Annotated in this window: 13 protein-coding genes and 1 tRNA gene; 5 read left to right on the plus strand and 9 right to left on the minus strand. The window is 66.4% G+C overall.

Features of this window, described 5'->3' with window-relative positions; all coding sequences use genetic code 11:
* Positions 1-51 precede the first annotated feature (51 nt).
* On the minus strand, positions 52-1,236 hold the full coding sequence (locus I6E04_RS09035; RefSeq protein WP_235422865.1) for a M20 family metallopeptidase: 1,185 nt from the start codon (positions 1,234-1,236) through the stop codon (positions 52-54).
* Positions 1,237-1,319: 83 nt separating this feature from the next.
* Positions 1,320-2,759 (minus strand): YfcC family protein, encoded by a 1,440-nt coding sequence (locus I6E04_RS09040; protein ID WP_235422866.1) that lies wholly within the window; start codon positions 2,757-2,759, stop codon positions 1,320-1,322.
* Positions 2,760-3,012: 253 nt separating this feature from the next.
* On the opposite strand from I6E04_RS09040, the gene I6E04_RS09045 reads away from it, so the two are divergent.
* Complete coding sequence (locus I6E04_RS09045; RefSeq protein WP_235422867.1) at positions 3,013-3,522, plus strand: gamma carbonic anhydrase family protein; 510 nt, start codon at positions 3,013-3,015, stop codon at positions 3,520-3,522.
* A gap of 68 nt (positions 3,523-3,590) precedes the next feature.
* On the opposite strand, the gene I6E04_RS09050 is transcribed toward I6E04_RS09045, so the two are convergent.
* Together I6E04_RS09050 and I6E04_RS09055 are read right to left on the minus strand one after the other, a co-directional pair.
* Positions 3,591-4,424 (minus strand): MBL fold metallo-hydrolase, encoded by an 834-nt coding sequence (locus I6E04_RS09050; RefSeq protein WP_235422868.1) that lies wholly within the window; start codon positions 4,422-4,424, stop codon positions 3,591-3,593.
* A 136-nt stretch (positions 4,425-4,560) separates the two neighbouring features.
* A tRNA-Met gene (locus I6E04_RS09055) sits at positions 4,561-4,637 on the minus strand.
* A 191-nt stretch (positions 4,638-4,828) separates the two neighbouring features.
* On the opposite strand from I6E04_RS09055, the gene I6E04_RS09060 reads away from it, so the two are divergent.
* Positions 4,829-5,605 (plus strand): type III pantothenate kinase, encoded by a 777-nt coding sequence (locus I6E04_RS09060; RefSeq protein WP_235422869.1) that lies wholly within the window; start codon positions 4,829-4,831, stop codon positions 5,603-5,605.
* Positions 5,606-5,731: 126 nt separating this feature from the next.
* Here the strand turns inward: I6E04_RS09060 and I6E04_RS09065 are convergent, their stop codons facing one another.
* The 4 genes from I6E04_RS09065 to I6E04_RS09080 form a co-directional block, all read right to left on the minus strand.
* A complete protein-coding gene (locus I6E04_RS09065) occupies positions 5,732-6,592 on the minus strand; it encodes a biotin--[acetyl-CoA-carboxylase] ligase (protein ID WP_235422870.1) in 861 nt (286 codons plus the stop codon).
* 2 nt (positions 6,593-6,594) lie between these two features.
* Positions 6,595-8,376, minus strand: a complete 1,782-nt coding sequence (gene folK / locus I6E04_RS09070) for a 2-amino-4-hydroxy-6-hydroxymethyldihydropteridine diphosphokinase (RefSeq protein ID WP_235422871.1) — start codon at positions 8,374-8,376, stop codon at positions 6,595-6,597.
* A gap of 234 nt (positions 8,377-8,610) precedes the next feature.
* Positions 8,611-9,369 (minus strand): NAD-dependent protein deacylase, encoded by a 759-nt coding sequence (locus I6E04_RS09075; protein ID WP_235422872.1) that lies wholly within the window; start codon positions 9,367-9,369, stop codon positions 8,611-8,613.
* A 95-nt stretch (positions 9,370-9,464) separates the two neighbouring features.
* Positions 9,465-10,520: a hypothetical protein gene (locus I6E04_RS09080; RefSeq protein ID WP_235422873.1), complete on the minus strand. Its 1,056-nt coding sequence runs from the start codon at positions 10,518-10,520 to the stop codon at positions 9,465-9,467.
* Positions 10,521-10,922: 402 nt separating this feature from the next.
* On the opposite strand from I6E04_RS09080, the gene I6E04_RS09085 reads away from it, so the two are divergent.
* Entirely contained in the window at positions 10,923-11,756 is an 834-nt protein-coding gene (locus I6E04_RS09085; protein WP_235422874.1) for an exodeoxyribonuclease III, read from the plus strand.
* Between the two features lie 66 nt (positions 11,757-11,822).
* Here I6E04_RS09085 and I6E04_RS09090 read toward each other — a convergent pair whose 3' ends face one another.
* Positions 11,823-13,883: a cation:proton antiporter domain-containing protein gene (locus I6E04_RS09090; protein WP_235422875.1), complete on the minus strand. Its 2,061-nt coding sequence runs from the start codon at positions 13,881-13,883 to the stop codon at positions 11,823-11,825.
* 424 nt (positions 13,884-14,307) lie between these two features.
* Between I6E04_RS09090 and glmU the strand changes: the two genes are divergently transcribed.
* On the plus strand, positions 14,308-15,705 hold the full coding sequence (glmU, locus tag I6E04_RS09095) for a bifunctional UDP-N-acetylglucosamine diphosphorylase/glucosamine-1-phosphate N-acetyltransferase GlmU (RefSeq protein ID WP_235422876.1): 1,398 nt from the start codon (positions 14,308-14,310) through the stop codon (positions 15,703-15,705).
* A 46-nt stretch (positions 15,706-15,751) separates the two neighbouring features.
* Positions 15,752-16,738: a ribose-phosphate diphosphokinase gene (locus I6E04_RS09100; protein ID WP_235422877.1), complete on the plus strand. Its 987-nt coding sequence runs from the start codon at positions 15,752-15,754 to the stop codon at positions 16,736-16,738.
* The last annotated feature ends 436 nt before the right edge of the window (positions 16,739-17,174 follow it).

Raw genomic sequence — 17,174 nt, forward strand, 5'->3', positions numbered from 1 at the left:
GAACATCACGTCCACCGCATCGCATGCGACTGCGACGCAAACGCGCCGCCGCTACGCGTTCACCTTCTTGTTCTCGGCGAACTCGTCCTTGACCGCCTGCATGAGCGCCGCGTCGCAGATCAAGTCGCACGCTGCACCGGCGAGCGTCTTCGCGCCGTACACCACGGCGTTGTGCGCATCCTCGCTCTTGCCGGCGTCCACGAACTCCTGCGAATGCGACGAAGTTCCCACCGGCACGAACGCCACGCGGATGCACGAACCGGGGACCTCGTACATGACGTTACCGAAGTCGGTCGATCCGGTCTTCTCGCGCGGGGCGGACAGGCGCGGAGCGCCCGCGAGCTCGGCGTTCTTCATGAGCAGCTCGTTGAGCTTGAGCACGGGGATCTTGTTGTAGAAGTCGTGCTTGAGCTCGATGTCGTAATCGACGCCCGCGATGAGCGCGGCGCCCTTGATGATGTCCTTGAACCGCGCGACGACGCCCTCGAGGTTCTCCTTGGAGAACGAACGGAGCGAGAACACGCCCTCCGCCTCGGCGGGCACGACGTTGGACGGACCGGGCAGGGCGCTCACGGTGTAGTGCATGCGCGTGTCGTCGGTCACGTGCTCGCGCAGAAACTCGATGCCGTTGAACGCCACGAGCAGGGCGTCGAACGCGCTGCGCCCCTGGTCGGGCGCGAGGGCGGCGTGGGCGCGATGCCCGTGGAAATGCACCTTGAACGTCTGGTCGGCAAGGCAGCGGACATCGGTGCAGGTCGTCGGCGACCCGTGCATCATGAGCGCCACATCGATATCGTGGAAGCAGCCGTTTTTGATCATGGACGCCTTGGCGCCCTGGGTCTCCTCGGCGGGCGTTCCGTACACCACAAGCTTGTAGGGCTGCGCGGGGTCGGTGAGCGCGCGCTGGACGGCAAATGCCGCACCCAGGATCGCCGGACCCTGCATATGGTGGCCGCATCCGTGGCCCAAGCCGACGAGCGCGTCGTACTCGCACAAAAGGCCGATGGAGGGACCGCCCTCGCCGACCTCGTGCACCGCGCGGAACGACGTCTCATAGCCGCCCACGCCGCGCTCCACCGCGAATCCGTGAGCTTCGAGCTCGGCGGTGAGCAGAGCCTGCGCGTCGTACTCCTTGCCATCGTATTCGGGGTCGTCGAAGATGCGGTCGGCCATGCCCGTCAGATCGGCGCGCTGGTCATCCACATACGAGAACAGGGTTTCCTTGTCGATTGCCATGATGTACTCCTTCGCATCCGGTCATCGTGCAAAACGGCAGGCGGCCGCGAGCTACACCCCGCGACCGCCCGAATCCGTGCATCTTACATGTAGCCGATCGCCTGCGCGATGCCCATCATCACGCAGCACGCGAGCATGATGATGAGGAAGAGCTTCCACATGAAGCTCATCCAGCGGTCGTACGGGATGTTGACCGCACCGAGCATGCCCATGAGCGCTGTGGAATGGGGCTGCACGTAGTTGGAGAAGCCGTCGGCGAAGTTGAACGCCAAGACGGTCGACTGACGGGTGAGGCCCAGCAGGTCGCCCAGCGGGGCGGTGATCGGGATGATGGCCGACGCCATGCCGGAACCGGACACGATGACGAAGCTCACCAACACGTTGGCGAGATACATGACCGGGCCGATCAGGAACGCCGGCGTGCCGGCCATGAGCGTCGCCATGGCATGGATGACCGTGTCGACGATGTTGCCGGCGGTCATGATGTCGGAGATGGAGGTCGCAAGGCCGATGACCATGGCGGCGGACAGCATGCCCTTGCAGCCGGTCAAAAACTCGGTGGACATCGACGAGGGGGTCTCGCCGGACAGGAAGCCCTCGACGATGGCGAGCGCCAGGAAGACGGCTGCGAGCTCGGGGGTATCCCAACCGAAGTTCACGCTGCCGATGACCATCGCCGCGAGCGCCGCGACGAGCGCCAGGATGATGAGGGCCTTGCGCGCATCCATCGGCCCGAAGGAATCGATGTCGAGGTTCTTATACTCGTTGGTCTTATCGAGCTCGTACATGGGGCTCTTGGTGGGATCCTTGCGGATCTTGTTGGCGTAGTGCACGAGGTACACGTTGACGATGACGAGGAACACCACGAGGTTGATCACGCGGAACGCGAGGCCCGAGTACGGCGCCAGCTCGGCGATGCCCTGCGCGATGAGCGTCGTGGACGGGTTGAACGTACCGGTGGAGAAACCGACCGAGCCGCCGAGCAGGATGATGGCGACGCCCGTGATGGAATCCAGACCCATGGCCATCGAGATCATGACGAGGATCGGCGCGAAGGCGATGAACTGGTTGACGCCCTGCGTGGTGCAGATGAGCGCGAACACCGTGGTCATGATGGGGATGAACAGGTACAGGCGGTTCTGGAACACCTTGGCGATGCGCGCGACGAGCGAATGCAGCGCGCCGGACTTGGTGATGAAGATGAACGCGCCGCCCGAGAACATGATGAGCAGCATCAGGTCGATACGGCTGCACATGGCGTTGACGATGTACAGCGGGATGAGCAGCGGATTGACCGGCGTCTGCTCGACGTAGGTGAACTGCTCGGGGTCGACGACCATCTGGCCGCTCGAGTTCTCGTAGCGGACGTACTCGCCAGCCGGCACGATCCACGTGAGTGCCGTGACCGCCAAGATGATGATCATGATGATGACGAAGGTGTGCGGCACCTTGAACTTGCGCTTGGTGCCCTTGTCGCCCGAAGCCGCATGCGCAGTCGCAGGCGCAGCGTTGGCTGCTGTCATAAGCCCCTCCCCTTTCCATCGAGATGCCGCGCGACGTTGCCGCCATGACATCCGTAGGCGCGCGAACGCGCCGCTTTACTATGTTAAAGAGGAATTGTAGTACAGTTTTTCTGCATACCATAGCGGGGGTTCCGTATTCTTGAGGCTGTTTCGGATTTTTAATAATGCCTGCTAGGTGATACAGTTTAGGCGGCAAGATACCTTCTGCTCGCTTGGAACACCACACATTGATGCATATTGGAGGCACGAATCGATGCATGATACCGCCCCTTCGCCGGCCATCCACCCCACCGTGCGCATCGCCGAGGGCGCCGTGGTGCGCGGGCGCGTGACGCTCGACGAGAACGTCAGCATCTGGTACAACGCCGTCCTGCGCGGCGACGTCGACGCCATCGAGGTGGGCACCGACACCAATATCCAAGACGGCTGCATCGTGCATGAGGATTTCGGGTGCCCGGTGCGCATCGGATGCCGGGTGACCGTCGGCCATGGCGCGATCCTCCACGGCTGCACGGTCGGCGACGACACGCTGATCGGCATGGGCGCCATCGTGCTCAACGGCGCGCGCATCGGCACGGGATGCATCGTGGGCGCCGGCGCGCTCGTGACACAGGGGATGGCCGTACCCGACGGATCGGTTGTGCTGGGCAGCCCCGCGCGCGTCGTGCGGCAGGTCACGGCAGAGGAACTCGAGCACAACCGCGCCAATGCGCGGCTCTATGTCGAGGGGGCGCGCTCGCAGCTGCCGGCGGCGAACGCGTAGGGGCTCGGTCCCCGCGCCCGCAAGACCGTATCCGCCTTGCGGACGGCAGGCACCCGGTCGCCGCGGCGCTACACGGCGACGACGCTGCCGGTATGCAGGTATTGGATTCGATCGCCCAGCTCATCGCGAAGCAGGCTGAACGTCTCGAGCCCCGTGCAGTGGCAGGTGTAGTAACGTGCCCGCCGTGCGACAAGCTCGCACGCCAAATCGCGCACGGCCTGCTCGGACTCGACATCGCCGGCCGAGGGGCTCGTCGTGTGGAACCCGCCCACGACCGCATCGAGCGGTGCGCCCGCCAGCTGCTCCGCGGTATCCATGATGTTCAGGATTCCCGCATGCGAGCAGCCCGACACCAAAATGTGCCGATCGCCCTCGGTCACCAACAGGCTCTGCTCGTGGGCGAAGGCGTCGGGCACGAACTCGCCGTCGCGCTCTTCCAGCAGGCGTCCGTTGCCTTCTGGCTGCGGATGCGAGCGTTCCATCGTGGAAAACAGGAGCAGGCCCCGGCCGAGCGCCCACGTTCCCTCCACGTTCACGATGCGCTCCTCGTCGGCCAGCGTCTGATCGAGGCTGATATCGCGATGCTGCTCGGCCGTTCCGGAGACATGCCGGTCGAACGCGTGCGCGTGGACGTATACGGAAGCCTCGTCGCGCACGCCGCGCGTCATATCCAGGTAGGCGCGCAAGCCGCCGCCGTGATCGTCGTGTCCGTGCGAGATGATCGCCGCGTCCGCCGACACGACGTTCACGCCGAGCGCGCGGGCGTTGGCTATGAAGTTGGCGTCGGGACCCAGGTCGAACAGCAGGCGCGTTCCGGCCGCCTCGAGAAAGAGGCTCAGACCGTGCTTGGCGACGAGCCTACTCGATGGCGTCGAGTTTTCGAGCAATACCGTGACGTTCATAGCTAGATACCGCCTCTCGCACGCTCAACTCGGATATGGCATCCTCCCGCCAAACCGGCTCAGCTAATCACGAAAACGTAGGCCGAACATACGTGTGATACGAAAAAAGCCCGGATAAACCGGGCTTTAAAAGTCTTGGTCGCGGGGGCAGGATTTGAACCTACGACCTCCGGGTTATGAGCCCGGCGAGCTACCAGACTGCTCCACCCCGCAATGTCTGGTGCGCCTTTGCGCAAGAAAATATATTACGAACCGCATGCGCCAAACGCAAGCCCGACAACGATCCGACAAGCATTTCCACATTTGAGACACAATCGACCGTCTGCCCGCATGTTTACAATGGTAGGCAGGCCGGTATCGACACCGGCGTTCGATTTAAACCCGCCGCACCAAGGAGCGCGATCATGATCCTCGCAGTTGATATGGGCAACACGCAGACCGCCCTCGGCCTGTTCGACGGCGACGAGCTCGTGCGCTCCTGGCGCATGCCGACCGACGGCACCTTTACCAAAGACGAGATCAACGTCCGCCTGCAGGGGTATTTCCGCATGTACGGGCTGGACCTCACCTGCGTGGACGCCATCGTGTTCGCCGGCGTCGTCCCGCAGCTCACGCGCGAATGGACCGGCGTCGCCGAGCAGCTCGATGCCGAGCTGATCGTCGTCGGGCGCGATACGGCGGATGTCACCCCCGTCCGGGCACAGAATCCCGCCGAGGTCGGCGCGGACCGCATCGCCAACGCCGTCGCCGCGGCGACGTTCTACGGCTCGCCCTCCATCGTGGTCGATTTCGGCACCGCCACCAACATCGACGTCGTCGACGCAGATGGCTACTACATCGGAGGCGCCATCGCGCCGGGTATCCGCATCTCCATGGACGCGCTCATCGCCCGCGCCGCACGCCTTGCCAGCGTGCCGCTCGAGGCGCCGGCGCACGCCATCGGCCGCAACACGGTCGAGGCGGTCCAAAACGGCATGGTCACGGGAACCGCGGCTATGGCGGAAGGCCTGGTCGCGCGCATCAGGGCCGAACTGGAGGCACCCGACGCGCGTGTGATCGCCACGGGCGGCCTTGCCGGCATCGTGGCCGAATCGACCGATGTCTTCGATGTGATCGACGGACAGCTCACCCTGCGCGGCATCAACGAGATCTACCGTCGGATCCAACGCCGCGCGCAGTAACGGGGAAAATGGGGACAGGCACTTTTTTCCCCACGCGGGAAAAGCACCTGTTCCCATTGTCCCTTCCGCGTGGGAAAAAAGTGCCTGTCCCCATTTTCCCGCCTGTCCCTATTTTCCCGCGGGCGGCTACAGCTCGCGCAGACTCACGGCCTCCGAAGGATAGGTCTGTTCGCCCGCGGGCGTCATGACGCACGCGCGACCCCACATATCCAGACCGGCGAACACACCCGTGTTCATGAGATGCCCGGTCGGCGACAGTACCGCGACCTGATGTCCCAACATCGGAACCATATCGAAATACTCCGCCAGAATCGGCGCCAGCGGCCCTGCGGCGGCGCCACCGGCGCGCACGGCCTCGGCCCACACGTCGACACGGGCGACGACCGCATCGCGCAGACGCGCGGCAAGATCCTGCAGACAGGGCACCTCGGCGCCCTCGCCCACCAGCTCGGCAAGCGAGATGGGGCCCAGTGCCTGCGGCGACATGGATTCGGCGGACACATGCTGCTCGACGTGCACGGGCTGCACGTTCACACCCATGCCGACCACGGCGAACGGACCCTCGGCACTGGATTTGGCCTCGACGAGGATGCCCGCGAGCTTTCGGCTGAACGCTCCGTCCCCAGCCTCGGTGCGCGCGACGATGTCATTCGGCCACTTGATGCCCACGCGACCCGTCAGCCCCATCGCATGCAGCGCGTCCATGGCGCCCATGGCGCACACGGCGGGCACGGCGATCAGGTTCTGCATGGGGACGTTCGGCCGCAGGACGACCGACAGGTAGAGGCTCCCCTCGGGCGACGCCCACGCGTGGCCGCGGCGACCGCGCCCCGCCGTCTGGATTCCGGCGCTCACCGCCCAGCCGTGCGGCGCGCCCTCGCGCGCGGCGTCCACCGCGATGTCGTTGGTCGAGGTGACCTCGGACATGAACGTCATCGGCGCATCGGCGCCCGCGGCGGCAGCGCCCATCGCAACGTCTTCGCCCATGGCTACAGCGCCCCCAGCTCGCCGGTCACATGCCCCACGCGCTCCTCCGGCTCGCGCACGTCCACGCCCTCGTAGCGGAAGAAACGCGCCGGATCGTGCATCAGGTCCTCGAGCGGCACGAGCACGAAGTCGCGCTCACCCAGCTTGGGATGGGGAAGCCGCAGCTTGTTGCCGCCGTGAACCTCGCCTTCCATCCACAGCAGGTCGCAGTCGAGCGTTCGCGGCCCGTTGGGGCGGGCGCTCTTGGTGCGATTGCGGCCGAGCTTGTCCTCGATCTTCATAAGCTCGTCGAGCAGGATGAGCGGGGCGAGCTCGGTGCGGACCTCGATCACCGCGTTGGCGAACGGCTCCTGGCGCTCCTCGTAGGCCGGCTCGGTCTCGTAGATGCGCGAGCAATTGGATACACAGGTGAGCGGGATCTCGGCGATCAGGTCCTTGGCGGCACGGAGATTGTCCAGACGGTTGCCCAGGTTGGAGCCGAGCGCCACGAACGCGCGGCGCGGCTGCGGGCGCGCGACGGCCCAATACCCGTTCAGGAACTGCGCGAACCCGGCAACGTCGTGCACGCGGACGATATCGGCCCCCGCCTGGATGGCGCCCAGACACACACCGAAGGTCGCCGCGTCGCGCTCGGCGGCCTCCGCAACGCCGGAGATGGTGCCCACAAAGCGCTTGCGCGACACCGCGCACATGAGGGGATAGCCCAGCGAGGCCATCTTGGCCGTCTCGCGCTGGATGACGATGTCCTCGTTGGCCGTCTTGCCAAAGCCGGCACCCGGATCGATGCAGATACGCTCGCGCGCCACGCCCGCATGGACGAGCGCACGGGCCTGGTCGGACAAAAAGCCCATGACGCGGCGCATGATGGGGGCCGAGTCGGGCAGGGTGAAGCGGCGGAGCTGCGAGGTGCTCACGTAGGCCTCCTCGCGCTTGGCGGAACGGGCCATGATGGCAGCGAGGTTGTCCTCCTGCGTGACCTCGGGAGCCGCGGCGTCGGTGGCGGGCGCGGCATCGGCGGCGACGGTGGCCGCGGACGCCTCGATGTGCGCGTCGGCCAGCTTCGCGGCGACCGCCTCCGGGGTCGCCGCCTCGTCGGCGGGCGCGGCGGCCGTGGCCGATACAGCGGCCTCGACGGCAGGCGATCCGTTGGGCAGGTCACCGAACGGAAGCTGCGGCTGTACGAGGCCTCCGCCCAAGCGCAGGCCGCCCTGCGCGCGGCCACGGCGCTTGCCGGCGGTACCGGCAGCGGCGGCTGCGGCGGCGCGGGCTTTTTCGGCCACGAATGCAGCGGCCGACGTATCGAGCTGCACCGCTTTATGGGCGCGCACGGGCTCGGTCAACTCGCCGGCATGGACGACGATCACGCCGCATTTGACGCCCTTGACGAACTCGACCATCTTGGGATCGGTGAAACCGGTCACGTCGTTGACGATGGAGGCGCCCACGCGGACCGCTGCCTTGGCCACCTCCACATGGCGCGTGTCGATGGAGACGATGGCGCCGCGCTGCGCAAGCGCGCGCACGACGGGCAGGACGCGGCGCGCCTCCTCGTCGGGGGTCACCGGGGTGAAACCCGGGCGCGTGGACTCGCCGCCCACGTCGATGATGTCCGCGCCGGCGTCGAGCATGGCCACGCCGCGCGCCACGGCGGCGTCGACGTCGAGGTTGCCCTCCGCCCCGTCGCTGAACGAATCCGGCGTGACGTTGAGCACGCCCATGATGCGCGGACGGTCGAACTTGAGCTCGTACTTTCCGCAGCGCCATATCTTGGAATCGTGAGCCATGGGGTTCCTTTCGCTCGCCGGCAAACGTCGTGCACGCACGTCGTGCAAGTCCATCTATTGTATCCACTCGCGCACGGTCGCGACGAGGTGCGGCGCCCGTTGGGCAGAAAAGACAAAAGCAGTCCGCCACCCGAGTGGGAGATTTACTCCTGCCCCTATCTTCCCATACGGAACGCCCCTTCCGCCGACTGTGCACCTGCAAGTGGGAAAAGGGGACTGTCCCTATTTTCCCGCCTAGAAGCGGAAGGCCTCGGCGATGTCGCAGGAGATCAGCACGTCGGCGCGGGAGTCCTGCGGCGTGGGATCGCGGTTGATGATCACCAAGGTATCGCCAGAGAAGTACTGCGTGAGGCCCGCCGCCGGGTACACCACGAGCGACGTACCGCCGATGACGAGCATGTCGGCCTGCGCGATATCCTCCACCGCACCCGTGATCACGCACTCGTCGAGCGGCTCCTCATAGAGCACGACGTCGGGCTTGATACGCCCACCGCAGGCAGGGCATACGGGCACGCCGCGCTCGTCCTCGTGCTCGCGCGCCAGGATCCACGCCGCGTCGTAGCTTGCCCCGCACGCTTGGCAGATGTTGCGGTGCACCGACCCGTGCAGCTCCCACACGCGCTGCGAGCCCGCCATCTGGTGCAGCCCGTCGATGTTCTGCGTGACCACCGAGCGCAGCGCGCCGGAGCGCTCGAGCTCGGCGAGCTTGATATGCGCCTGGTTGGGGCGGGCCGTCGGCGCGATCATCTTCTTGCGATAGAACTCGAAGAACTCCGCAGGATGGCTCGCGTAGAACCCATGCGAGAGCATCACCTCGGGCGGGTAGTCGAACTGTTGGTGATACAGGCCGTCGACACTGCGAAAATCCGGGATGCCGCTCGCCGTGGACACGCCGGCGCCGCCGAAGAACACCGCGCGCTTGTGGCGTGCGAACAGATTGGATAGGGCCTGCGCCGCCTCGACGGCATCGGCTATGGAATGCACGGCTGCCATGGGAATCGCCTCTTTCGCGGAACAAGATGGCTGAATAAGACCGCGCGGCCGCTTGGGCGACCGCGCGAAGGTCCATGTGCTGTTTTGAGTGTAACTTAGTGGCGGCGAAGGTGCTTGCCGAAGAAGCCGGGCTCGTCGTCCGCCTCGGCGGCAGCTGCCGGATCCGCCCCGAAGTCGACCCATTCGATCTCGTCGAGCTCGGTGTGTGGGACCGAGGCCTCGGCGGCAGCGTCCGCATCGGAGGGTTCGGCGACGACAGGCTCGGCGGGATCGGCGACATCCTCCTCGACCTGCTCTTCCGTGTCCCCATCGGACTCGACGTCGACCTCGGGCTCGCCGGTGGACTCGAACTCCATGTCGGCCTCATCCTCAGCGATGGGCCCGGGCTCGTCGGCAACTTCGGGCTCGTCCGCTTCCGCCTCGGTAGGCTCGGCCACTTCCTCGACGCCCTCGTCGGTCTCGCCGTCGGCGGACTCGTCCGCGTCGGCATCGTCCTCGGAAGCGTCCTCAGCGGTTTCCTCGCCGGCGGGCTCGGCGCCATCGGCCTCACCATCGGATGCAGCCTCGCCATCGGCGTCGTCGGCCTCGCCGGAAACGGCTGCCTGACCGGACTCATCCGCAGCGTCGGCCTCCCCCTCGGCCGCGTCGGGCCCCTCGGACGAATCAGCCGCCGCGGCATCCGCGTCGGGTCGAGAGGCCGCCGGCTTGACCTCGGGACGGATCACGAAGATGCCGATGCCCGCGCCGACCAGCGCGATCACACCGAAGAACAGGTTCAGACCGCCCACGAGGCCCGAGCCGAACGCGCTATCCGGATAGCCGAAGTTCCCCGACACGACGCCGGCGAGCACGCCGACCACCAGCACGCCGGCGGCGATGCAGAAGGGGTCGATCCGCGAGGGCTCATAACTCGCACGCAGACCGAGCAGGCTGGCGGCGAGCGCCATCGCGAACAGGACAAGCGCGTAGGCGATTGTGACGATCGTGCCCGCGTGCTCACCTTCGAAGAACACCGCGCCCAGCACGGCGTAGTTCATACCCGCGACGGCCAGGTACACCAGGCACGCGATGAGCAAGATGATCGAGATGGCCTTGACGAGCGCAAGACAGCTGTCCGACCAGCGGTCGGAACGATCTTCCAAAACCGACATACCACTATTCCTTCTTCGTGTGAAAAGCGTCGGACGGACTCTCGGCACCGTGCCGACGCGTTATCGTTTCATAGGTTCGACCATTATAAAGCCCCCGTTTGGCAATGTGTCATGCAAATCGGTCCTACATGCGAATACGTTGCAAAAGCTCGGATTATGCACCGTAACGACACCCCATCGCCCCATCCCCCTCAACTGATGCTTGACGGGTTGCGACGCGAGGATATGTCTGGCGTTTTTCCACGATCTGGACAAGAGCACACGACGGCGGGATGACCTGCCACGAAGCGCACTATAGTAGGATGGCACGAGCACATCCCGATGTGGGAAAACGTCTGACGTTGTCTCATATCGAGCAGGATGGCACGAGCACGCCCCACCAGTTCGGATGCAAGGAGAACCATGGCAGCCTCCACCGCCCCGCGCACGTATCGATTCGCCTCATGGAACGTCAACGGCCTGCGCGCCGTGCTCAAAAAGGACCCGGGCTTCGTTGAGATCGCCGAGGACCTGGACGCCGATATCCTCGCGATCCAGGAGACCAAGCTGCAGGAGGGCCAGGTCGCCCTCGAGCTGCCGGGTTATCACCAGACCTGGAGCTACGCCGAGCGCAAGGGCTACTCGGGAACCGCCGTGTTCAGCCGTGAGGAGCCGCTGTCCGTGCGCCGCGCCGACAGCCTGCTGCCCTTTGCGGGGGCCGGTGACACCGCCGACATGGTCGCCACCGCAGCGAGCGAGGGCCGCGTGTGCGCGCTTGAATTCGAGCGCTTCTGGTTCGTCGACGTGTACACGCCCAACGCGCAGGACGGTTTGGCGCGCATCGACGTGCGCATGGCCTGGGACGACGCCTACCGCGCGTTTTTGCGCGGCCTTGAGGACGAGACCGGCAAGCCGGTCGTCACCTGCGGCGACTTCAACGTCGCGCACGAGGAGATCGACCTCAAGAACCCCCGCAGCAACCGCGGCAACGCCGGATTCTCGGATGAGGAGCGCGGCAAGTTCTCCGAGCTGCTGGACGCGGGCTACACCGACACGTTCCGCCTGCTGCATCCGGACGAGACGGGCGCCTACAGCTGGTGGAGCTACCGCTTCAACGCCCGCAAGAACAACGCGGGCTGGCGCATCGACTACTTCCTGGTGAGCGATACCGTGGCGGATCGCGTGCGCGAAGCGGGCATCCGCAGTGACATCTTCGGCTCCGACCACTGCCCTGTGGAGCTCTCCATCGACCTCTAGCGGGGCACGCCGCGCCGGCAGCCGGAGGCGCCTCCCCGCAGGTGGGCAGGCTGGCGCATCGCGGTCCTACTGCCCGCCGAGCAGGGCCTCCGCCGCCTCGAGCTGCTCGGCGGTGCCCATGAGGCCCACGGCGTCGCCGGCATGCAGCACGGTCGTCGCATCGAGGAACACCTCGAGCTCGCCGGCGCGCCGCAGCGCCACCGCGTTGGCACCGGTCCGCGCGCGCAGGTCGAGGCCCGCCAGCGTGCAGCCGGCCATCGGGCAGCGCTCGCCCACCGTCACCCAGTGCAGCTCGAGTTCCGACAGCGACGCGATCAGGTGCCCGAAGGCACGCTGGCGTTCCGCGCGACCGTCGTCGCCCAGCGCCGCGTAGCCGCTTTCGCGCAGGTCATTCGCATAGTTCTGGATCTGACGCGGACGATAGCCCAAATCGACCAGCGTATGGCGCATAAGCTCGATACCGCCCTCGAGCTCGGGTCGCACCAGATCGTCCACACCCGCAGCCACGAGCGCCTCGACGCCGTCCTGGGTGTCCGCACGCGCGACGATGCGCAGGCCGGGCGCGATCTCGCGCGCCTCGCGGGCGATCATCTCCGCCGACCCTTCCGCCGCCAACGCTATGACCAGCACCCGCGCGGCCTCAAGATGCGCATGGGCCAAGATCTCGGAGTTCGCCGCGTCGCCCACGAGCACCGGCAGCCCCGCCTCCTCGGCCTCCTCGGCGATCGGCAGGTCGCGCTCGACCACCAGGCACGGCACGTCCAGATCCTTGAGCACCTCGGCCACGTACGTGCCGGCGTGCCCGTAGCCCACCACGACCACATGGTCGCGCAGCCCCTCCTCGGCAGGCGGCTCGATCGTACGCGCATGCCGCTCATACAGGCGCTTGAGCGCCGAGCTCCCCTCGATGCCGCGCGTCATGGGGTCCACCAGCTTGAACACGAAGGAGTTGAGCGCGATCGACACCACCGCGCCGCCCAGGATCAGACTGTACTGGTCGGCGGAGAGCACGCCGAGCGCCATGCCCGCCTGCCCGATGATGAACGAGAACTCGCCGATCTGCGACAGGCCCGCCGCGATGGTGAGCGACGTGCGCACACCCGCCGAGAACAGCGCACCGAGCGCCATGTTGATGAGCCATTTGCCGACCATGATAAGGGCGACCAGCGCTATAAGCTGCCCGATATGGGCAGTGAGCGTCGCCGGATTCACCATCATGCCCACCGAGGCGAAGAAGATGATCGAGAACAGGTCCTGGAACGGAATGGCCTCCGCGGCGATGCGATGCGAGAGCTTGGAGGTGCCCACGACCACGCCGGCCAAAAACGCGCCGAGCGCGAAGGACAGGTCGAACAGCACGGATGCCGCGAGCGCCGTGCCGAGCGCGATGACCACCACCGCGAGCTGGAACAGCTCGCGCGGGCAGAAGCGGGCGATGCGCGCGAGCAGCCACGGCAGCGCGCGCGACCCCACCACGAGCATCAGCGCCACGAACGCCACGGTCTTGAGTAGGGCGATCGCCAGCTGGGCGGCGATATCGGCCGCGGAGGTCTCGCCCGGGCCGAACACCACCGGCAGCACCACGAGGATCACCACCGTGGCGAGGTCCTCGACGATGAGCCAGCCGGTGGCGATGCGTCCGCCGCGGCTCTGGTACAGGCCGGCGTCGGTGAGGTTCTTGATCAGCACGACCGTGGAGGCGATGCTCACCGAAAGGCCGAGCATGATGCCGGCGGCGGGCTCCCAGCCAAAGACGGTCGCCAGCGCGTAGCCCGCCACCGTGCCGAGGGCGATCTGCACGATCGCACCGGGCACGGCGATGTTCTTGACCTCGAGCAGGTCCTTGAACGAGAAGTGCAGGCCGGTGCCGAACATCATGAACATGACGCCGACCTCGGCGAGCTGGTTCATGGCGTGCGAGTCACCCGAGAACCCGGGCGTGAAGGGGCCGACGACCAAGCCGCCGACCAGATAGCCCACGATAGGCGGCAGACGCAGGGCGCGCGCCACCATGCCGCCGGCGAACGCGGCGACGAGGGCGAGGACGAACGTCATGAGCAGGATGGTGTCTCCGTGCATGGCACCTCCGATGGGGTTGGGACGGGCCGCCGGGAACGCGGCGGCCAAGCGGCCGCACCCTGTGGCGGGCGACCGCGCGGGCATGAAAAAGCGGGCTGCCGTGCAGCGGCCCGCCGAAGCGAACAAATGTGCAGTTCAACCCTACCGCACCCGACGGGCCCCACACTATGCGGGCAGGCGGGTCACCACAAATTCCGCAGGGGAACGGCGCCTGCGCCGCGCGGGGCGCAGCGTGCGGATCGGCAGCCCTCGCGTCATCTCATCCCGCCCTGCAACGTGGCGACGGCCCGCCTCCATCGCTTTAGGACAAGACGGACAGTCCGCCGTGCGCCGCGGCCCACCTCCGCTGGCTGCCGCGTGGTTTGTATTTGATGAACAGCGCCGACCCCCGTCGCTGCGGTATCATCGGGGTACGTGCGCCGCGGCCGACGCCGCGCCACGCGAACATGCACCGCAACCGGAGGAGATTCCGATGGATGTCACCGCAATCATCATGGCTGCCGGCGAGGGCACGCGCATGAAGTCCAACCATGCCAAGGTCTCGCACAAGATTCTCGGCAAGCCGATGATCTGCTGGGTCACCGACGCCGCACTCGCCGCCGGCGTCAGCCGCGTCGTCGTGGTCATCGGTAGCCACGCCGACGAGGTGCGCGCCCTGCTGGACACCACCTACACAGGCGACGATGCCTCCCGCATCGAGTGCGTCGAGCAGACCGAGCGCTTGGGCACCGCCCACGCCGTACGCGTCGCCCTCGAGGCCACAGGTATCGACGAGGGTCCGGTCGTGGTCCTGAACGGCGATCTTCCCCTGATCCAGGCCGACACCATCCGCACCTTCGCCGCGACCGTCGCCGACGGCAGCCACGCCGCCGCCGTGCTCACCATGACGCCGCCCGATCCGTTCGGCTATGGCCGCATCGAGCTCGACGAGTCCGGCTCCATCGCCCGCATCATCGAGCAGAAGGACTGCACGCCCGAGCAGGCCGCGACGCTGCTCGAGTGCAACGCCGGCTGCTACGCCTTCGACGGCGCGCTGCTCGCCGCCCACATCGGCGACGTCACCAACGACAACGCGCAGGGCGAGTACTACCTGCCCGACATGCTCGAGATCCTCAAGGCCGCCGGACACGCCAACACCATCTATCACTGCGAGGACTACCGCGACGGCCTGGGCGTCAACAGCCGCGCTCAGCTCGCCGAGCTCACCGCCATCGCGCGCGACCGCATCAACGCGCGCCTCATGGCCGAGGGCGTCACGTTCATCGATCCCGCGCAGGCCTGGATCGGCCCCGACGCCACCATCGGCCGCGATACCGTCGTGTGGCCGCAGACGCACCTGATCGGCCACAGCACCGTGGGCGAGGATTGCCAGCTCGGTCCCAACACGCGCCTGACCGACACGCGCGTGGGCGACGGCTGCTCGCTCGACGAGACCGTGGCGATCGAGGCCGTCGTCGATAACGGCGTCACCTGCGGCCCGCGCTGCTACCTGCGTCCTGGCACGCACCTGCTCGACGGCGCGCACGTGGGCACGCACGTCGAGATCAAGAAATCCACCATCGGCGAGGGCTCCAAGGTCCCGCACCTCTCCTACATCGGCGACACGCAGATGGGCGCCGGCGTCAACATCGGCGCGGGATCCATCACCTGCAATTACGACGGCAAGAACAAGCATGCGACCACGATTGGCGACCGCACGTTCATCGGTTCCGACACCATGATGGTCGCGCCCGTGAATATCGGCTCCGACGCCATCACCGGCGCCGGCGGCACCATCACCAAGGATGTTCCTGACGGAGCGCTCGCTCTCGAGCGCTGCGAGCAGCGCATCATAGAAGGCTACACCGAGCGCAGGCGCGCGCGGCTGTAACCACCGGTAAGGGCATGGGAGTCCAAGAGCTAAGGAGAATCGGCAAATGCCAGCACAGGACCAAAAACTGACCCAGCAGATGTTCAAGACGCTGCGCCTGTATTCGGGCTCATGCAACCGACCGCTCGCGCAGAAGGTCGCCGACATCCTGGGTGTCGAGCTCTCGGGTCTCGCCCTTGAGAAGTTCGCGAACGGCGAGATCTACGCCCGCTTCGACGAGTCGGTCCGCGGCGCCGACGTGTTCCTGGTCCAGTCCATCGCCGGGCCGAACGTCAACGACATGCTCATGGAGCTGCTGGTGGCCACCGATGCCGCCAAGCGCGCCTCCGCCCGCACCATCACCGCCGTCATCACGCACTACGCCTACGCCCGCCAGGACCGCAAGGCCGCCCCGCGCGAGCCGATCACCGCGCGCCTGGTCGCCAACCTCATCGAGCGCGCGGGCGTCGACCGCATCATCACGCTCGACCTGCACCAGGGCCAGATCCAGGGCTTCTTCGACATCCCGGTGAACCACCTCTCCGCCCTGCCGCTGTTCGGCGACTACTACAACGCCAAGGGCTTCGACACCGAGAAGCTCGTCGTCGTGTCGCCCGACGTGGGCCGCGCCAAGGCCGCCAAGAAGCTCTCCGACATGCTCGGCTGCGATCTCGCCATCGCGCACAAGGGCCGTCCGCGCCACAACGCCGCCGAGGTCATGGGCATCATCGGCAACATCGAGGGTAAGACCTGCGTCATCAACGACGACATGATCGACACCGCGGGCACGCTGTGCGCAAGCGTGCGTGAGCTCAAGAAGATGGGTGCCGGCGACATCTACGTGTGCGCCACGCACGGCATCTTCTCCGGTCCGGCGATCGAGCGCCTGAACGACGCGCCCATCGTGGAGTGCGTCGTCACGGACTCCATCCCCGTCGAGGTCGGCGGCAAGATCAAGACCATCACCGTTGCAGACGAGTTCGCCGATGCCATCGAGGCCGTCTACGTTGAGCAGTCCGTCTCCAAGCTCGTGGGCGGCGATTTCGCGCTGTAGGGCAGCGCCGCCTTCACATAACGTCACCGAAACGGGGGCTTGCGGCAAATGCCGCAAGCCCCCGTTTCGCTTTCAGCGCCGCCCAGGCGCTCTCCACCGTGCTCACCTACGCTCCGGCATTCCAGACTACGTCCTCATACCGTTCCTTCCCGAGCGCACTCGCCCTCGTCGACTCGTTCGAAACCGCTCTTGGCATTTCCGCGTGCCCTGTCTCGGACGCGCGGTCCATGTTCGCCACCCCGGCCACCCCATCCCGGACGCGCGCCCTCCACTTTTGCCACTCCGGGCTGTCCCGTCTCGGACGCACAGCCCCATCCGGGCGCTTCCGAGCACAAAATGTCCCATCTCCAACCCCGCTGCGGACAATTTGTTCAGATATGAAGGTTGCGGCACGCGCAGATTATCGTTAGATATTATTAATAATATCGTTATGTAG

This window comes from Collinsella tanakaei (assembly GCF_021531055.1).
GTDB classification, from domain to species: domain Bacteria; phylum Actinomycetota; class Coriobacteriia; order Coriobacteriales; family Coriobacteriaceae; genus Collinsella; species Collinsella tanakaei_B.

Excerpts from the sequence above, each read along its gene's own strand:
- I6E04_RS09065 (WP_235422870.1), bottom strand. The coding sequence starts at position 6,592 with ATGGGCGAAGACGTTGCGATGGGCGCTGCCGCCGCGGGCGCCGATGCG.
- I6E04_RS09080 (WP_235422873.1), bottom strand. The coding sequence starts at position 10,520 with ATGTCGGTTTTGGAAGATCGTTCCGACCGCTGGTCGGACAGCTGTCTT.
- glmU (WP_235422876.1), top strand. The coding sequence starts at position 14,308 with ATGGATGTCACCGCAATCATCATGGCTGCCGGCGAGGGCACGCGCATG.
- I6E04_RS09085 (WP_235422874.1), top strand. The coding sequence starts at position 10,923 with ATGGCAGCCTCCACCGCCCCGCGCACGTATCGATTCGCCTCATGGAAC.
- I6E04_RS09100 (WP_235422877.1), top strand. The coding sequence starts at position 15,752 with ATGCCAGCACAGGACCAAAAACTGACCCAGCAGATGTTCAAGACGCTG.
- I6E04_RS09050 (WP_235422868.1), bottom strand. The coding sequence starts at position 4,424 with ATGAACGTCACGGTATTGCTCGAAAACTCGACGCCATCGAGTAGGCTC.
- folK (WP_235422871.1), bottom strand. The coding sequence starts at position 8,376 with ATGGCTCACGATTCCAAGATATGGCGCTGCGGAAAGTACGAGCTCAAG.
- I6E04_RS09060 (WP_235422869.1), top strand. The coding sequence starts at position 4,829 with ATGATCCTCGCAGTTGATATGGGCAACACGCAGACCGCCCTCGGCCTG.
- I6E04_RS09075 (WP_235422872.1), bottom strand. The coding sequence starts at position 9,369 with ATGGCAGCCGTGCATTCCATAGCCGATGCCGTCGAGGCGGCGCAGGCC.
- I6E04_RS09045 (WP_235422867.1), top strand. The coding sequence starts at position 3,013 with ATGCATGATACCGCCCCTTCGCCGGCCATCCACCCCACCGTGCGCATC.
- I6E04_RS09040 (WP_235422866.1), bottom strand. The coding sequence starts at position 2,759 with ATGACAGCAGCCAACGCTGCGCCTGCGACTGCGCATGCGGCTTCGGGC.
- I6E04_RS09035 (WP_235422865.1), bottom strand. The coding sequence starts at position 1,236 with ATGGCAATCGACAAGGAAACCCTGTTCTCGTATGTGGATGACCAGCGC.